General features: G+C 76.5%; 2 protein-coding genes and 1 pseudogene. 1 reads left to right on the top strand and 2 read right to left on the bottom strand.

Translation table 11 applies throughout. The features are described from left to right. Positions 1-3278, bottom strand: a 3278-nt coding sequence (locus AC0CYZ_RS25910; RefSeq protein ID WP_472220700.1) for an indolepyruvate ferredoxin oxidoreductase family protein, incomplete at its 3' end; no start/stop codon positions are given. Positions 3279-3515: 237 nt separating this feature from the next. On the opposite strand from AC0CYZ_RS25910, the gene AC0CYZ_RS25915 reads away from it, so the two are divergent. Then, positions 3516-4004 carry an Lrp/AsnC family transcriptional regulator gene (locus AC0CYZ_RS25915; protein ID WP_472220702.1) on the top strand — a complete coding sequence of 163 codons (489 nt, stop codon included), beginning with the start codon at positions 3516-3518 and terminating at the stop codon, positions 4002-4004. Between the two features lie 38 nt (positions 4005-4042). On the opposite strand, the pseudogene AC0CYZ_RS25920 reads toward AC0CYZ_RS25915, so the two are convergent. Further along, positions 4043-4771, bottom strand: a pseudogene (locus AC0CYZ_RS25920) (hypothetical protein); the annotation flags it as partial.

Consider the following 4771-nt stretch of genomic DNA (forward strand, 5'->3'; position numbering starts at 1 on the left):
GCGGGCCGGAACCACGGGCCGAGGGTGAGCTTGCGACGCAGCCCCATCGCCCGCAGCGACGGCGGGTGCAGCTTCCAGGAGATCCGCGCGTCGGCGCCGAACTCGGCCCGCACGCCCGCGGAGAACGCCGGGTCGGTCGCCAGGCGCGCCACCTCGTACTCGTCCTTGTAGGCCATGAGCTTGAACAGGCCCACCGCGACCGCCTCGGCCAGGCGCGGGTCGCCGTCGACGAGCCCCCGGATCACCTCCGCGTAGGAGCGCGCGTACGCGGCGTCCTGGTAGGCGACCAGCTCGGGGACACGGACGCCCACGAGCCGGGCGAGCTCCGACCCCTCGGGCGCACCGATCGACGCGACGATCTCCGCCGCGGCCGCCGCCCCCGCCGTCGTGAGGCCCGGGATACCGTCCGACGCCGGACGGGTCATCGCCGCGACGGTCGCGGCGAACGCCTCCGGGTCCGCGACCGACTGCCGACCGCGACGGAACGCCTGCACGTTGGTCGCCACCGCCGCACCGTTGAGCTCGAACGCGGCCTCGACCGACACCGCCGAGAGCGGCAGCGCGCCGAGCTGGTGGGCGACGCCGAGCAGCAGCGACAGCGCGAACTGGTCGTCGGAGAACAGCGCCTCGGCGAGCGCCCGCGCGTCGAGCACCGCGCCGACGTCGCGGCGGGTGGCGGCGGCGATCCGCCCGAGGACCGCGTCGACGGGCGGGTAGGTGGTGCTCGGGTCGACGACCTGGTCCCCCGTCGGGATCTTCGCGCTGGAGACCACGGCGACCGTGCGCTCGGCCGACGCGGCCGCGAGGTGCGCCGGGTCGGCAGCGACGAGCAGGTCGGCGCCCAGGTAGAGGTCGCACTCGCCCGACGCAGCCCGCCCGGCGACCTCGGCGGCGCCGAACTTGACGTCGGAGACGACCGCGCCGCCCTTCTGCGCGAGGCCGGTCTGGTCGAGCCCACGGGTGGGGCGGCCGTCGATCCGCGCGGCCGCGGCGATCACCTGCGAGATCGTCGTGACCCCGGTGCCGCCGATCCCGGCCAGGCGCACCACGGCGTCGTCGGGGACCGTCCGCACCGGCTCCGGCAGCTCGGCGGCGTCGAGGGCCCCGACGACGGCGGCCTTCGGGGCCGTGCCGGGCTCGACGACGGTGAAGGCGGGGCAGTCGCCGTCGAGACAGGAGTAGTCCTTGTTGCACGACGCCTGGTGGATGCGGGTCTTGCGGCCGAACTCGGTGTCGACGGGGGTGACCGACAGGCAGTTCGAGGTCTGTCCGCAGTCGCCGCAGCCCTCGCAGACCCGCTCGTTGATGACGACGCGGGTGGTCGGGTCGGGCAGCGTGCCCCGCTTGCGCTTGCGCCGCTTCTGGGCGGCGCACTCCTGGTCGTGGATGAGCACGGTGACGCCGGGGGTGTCGGCGAGGACCCGCTGGGCCTCCTCGATGCGCGCGCGGTCCCAGACCACGACGCCCTTCGCCAGCCGGACCCGCCGGTACCGGGACAGGTCCTCCGTCGTGATGATCACCCGCGCGACGCCCTCGTCGAGCAGCACGCGGGTGAGCTGCGGCATCGACAGCGCGCCGACGGCGTCCTGCCCGCCGGTCATCGCCGCGGCCCCGTTGTGGAGCAGCCGGAACGTCATGTGCGCGCCGGCGGCGACGGCGGCGCGGACCGCGAGGCTGCCGGAGTGGTGGAAGGTGCCGTCGCCCATGTTCTGGACCCAGTGGGAGGCCTTCGCGGGGTCGGCGAACGGCTCGGTGCCGAGCCAGTGCGCGCCCTCGCCGCCCATCTGGGTCAGTCCGGTGACGTCCCCGACCTGCGCCTCGGGCATCAGCATCACCATGGTGTGGCAGCCGATGCCCGCGCCGACCAGCGAGCCCTCGGGGGCGGAGGTCGTCGAGGTGTTGTGGGGGCAGCCCGAGCAGTAGAACGGGGTGCGGGAGGCCCCCGCGATCGGGAGGTCGATGCGGGTGCGGGCGCCGCGGCGGCGCTCGTCCCAGGCGACCACGGCCGGGAACGTCGCCCCGCGCTGCGCCAGCAGGCGGCTCGCGACGCCGCGCGCGACGGCGTCCGGGTCGAGGTCGCCGTGCACGGCGAACAGCGGGGTCCCGTCGGGACCGGTCTTGCCGTGGACGGCGGGCGCGCCGGGGCGGCCGTAGAGCCGCTCCTTGATCTGGGTCTCCAGGAACGCGCGCTTCTCCTCGACGACCACGATCTCGTCGAGGCCGTCGGCGAAGCGGTCGACGACGCCGGGCTCGAGCGGCCAGGGCATTCCGACGCGCAGCAGCCGCACCCCGCGGGCGACGAGCTCGGCGTCGGTGAGCCCGAGGGTCGCCAGCGCCTGGCGCAGGTCGAGCCAGCTCTTGCCCGCCGCGACGATCCCGACGCGGGCCGGGCCCCGCCCGACGATCGTGTCGAGCCCGTTGGCGGCCGCGTAGCGGCGGGCGAGGACGAGGCGGGCGCGGTGCAGGTCGCGCTCGAGCGGCGCCAGGCGCGGGCCGAGCAGCTTCGCGTGGGGCGCGTGGTGGAACGGCTTCCCGTCGATCTCCAGGTCCGGCACGACGGGCGTGACCCGGTCCGGAGCGACCGTCGCGGTCCCCGACCCGTCGGCGACCGCGGTGACCATCTTCAGCCCGACCCAGCAGCCCGAGATGCGGGAGAGGTGCACGGCGTGGCGGCCGAGGTCGAGGACGTCCTGCACGTCGGCCGGGTAGAGCACCGGGACGGCCATGTCGGCGAGCGCGGCCTCGGAGGCGCAGGGCACCGACGACGACTTCGCGGCCGGGTCGTCGCCCACGATCGCGAGCGCACCCCCGTGGGTCGAGGTGCCGGCGAGGTTCGCGTGGCGCAGGGCGTCGGTGGCCCGGTCGAGGCCGGGCGCCTTGCCGTACCAGTAGCCGGTGATCCCGTCGGCGACGTCGTCGCGCAGGGCGCCGGTCGCGGGCGCGAGCTGGGTGCCCTGTACGGCCGTGAGGGCGAGCTCCTCGTTCAGTCCGGGGGCGACGACGACGCCGTGCGCGGCGAGCAGGTCGCGGTGGCGGAGCAGCTCGAGGTCGTACCCGGCCAGCGGCGAGCCCTCGTAGCCCGAGACGTAGCCGCCCGTGTGCAGGCCCGCGACGGCGTCCGCCCGACGCTGGTCGAGCGGTAGGCGCACGAGGGCCTGGACGCCGGTGAGCTGCACGCGGCCCTCGGCGTCGGTGTAGCGGTCGCGCAAGGTCATCGGGGTCCGGCGCGGCGCGGGCCGGACGGGCTCGGGACGGGTGCGCGGGATCTCGAGGGTCATGGTGGCGACCTCCGATCTGCGACGTCGACGGGTGCGGGCCGGGATCGTCCGGACCTCACCACCGTTCGGCGTCCGTGCGGGCACTGCTCGGATGGATCCGAAAGCTAGAGAGTTACTCGCCAGTGGTCCATGACGCTGTCACGATGTTGAGCCACTGGTACAACACAGCGCCCGACGCGTCGGTCGGAGTGGTCCGTTGGACCAGGCCGCGTCGCGGCGTGACCAGGAGGTGTGGCGATGCTCGACGACCTGGACCGGGCGCTGCTGGTGGCGCTGCTCGAACGCCCGCGGGTCGGGCTGCGCGAGCACGCCCGCACGCTCGGGGTCGCGCGGGGCACGGTGCAGGCCCGGTTCGTGCGGCTGCAGGAGGCCGGGGTGATCACCGGCTTCGCCCCGCGGGTGTCCCCCGCGGCGCTCGGCTACGGGGTCCTGGCCTTCGTGACGCTGCACATCGCGCAGGGGCGCCTGGACGCGGTGGCCGAGCAGCTCGCCTCCGTGCCCGAGGTCGTGGAGGCCCACAGCATCACCGGGGACGGGGACCTGTGGTGCCGGGTGGTCGCGCAGTCCAACGCCCACCTCGAGCGCGTCATCCAACAGCTGCTGGCCTCGTCCGGGGTGGAGCGCACGCAGTCGGAGATCTCGCTGACCGAACGGGTGCCGGCGCGCGTGCTGCCCCTGGTGCGGGCGCTCCCCCGCGGGGGCGGCCGCCGTCGGGAGGAGTCCTGAGCCGCGGGCCGACCACCCACCCGGGTGCCGCGGCGGACTCAGGCCGGGAGGTCCAGGACCGGCTCGTCGTCGGGGCGGGCCCCGGGCCCGACCCGTCCCCGGCCGAGACGCCGCGCCGGCGACCCGGGCGGCGGGCCGATCCGCAGCGGGGCGGTGACCGCGGCGGTCCGGACCGCCGACGTCGGGTCCGACGGCTCGGGCAGCACCCGCACCGGGGGCAGGACGCCGGCGGGGACCGGCGCCGGCAGCCGGCGCCGGACGTCGGCCCGCACGGCCGGCAGGACGAGGTCGTCGCGCGCGAGGACGTCCGCGAGGTCGTCGCGGTCGATCCCGAGATCGGTGAGCAGCCGGGCGGAGCGGCCCGCGTCGAGCAGCGCGAGGGCCAGGTCGGCGACCCCGGCGGGACGGTCGAGGGCGGCCGCGCGACGCCTCGCCCGGCCCATCGCGGCGGCGGCGACCTCGGTGGGCGCGGGCGTCCCGTCCGGGGCCACGAGCGGCTCGGCCACGGCCGCGTCGGCGCAGGCGGCGGCCACGACGGCCACCCCCGCACGGCGCAGACCGAAGGCCCGCCCGACCTCACCGCCGGCGCGGACCACCGCGAGCAGCAGGTGCTCGGTGCCGACCCGCCCGTGCCCGAGCACCTCGGCCTCGCGGCGGGCGACGTCGACGAGGTCGTCGAGATCGCCGCCCGCCGCGGACCGGGCGTCGGGACCGGGAGCGCCGAGCCGGGGAGCGCCGAGGTGGGGAGCCTCGGGCCGGGGAGCGTC

It is taken from the genome of Actinomycetospora sp. (assembly GCF_055612215.1).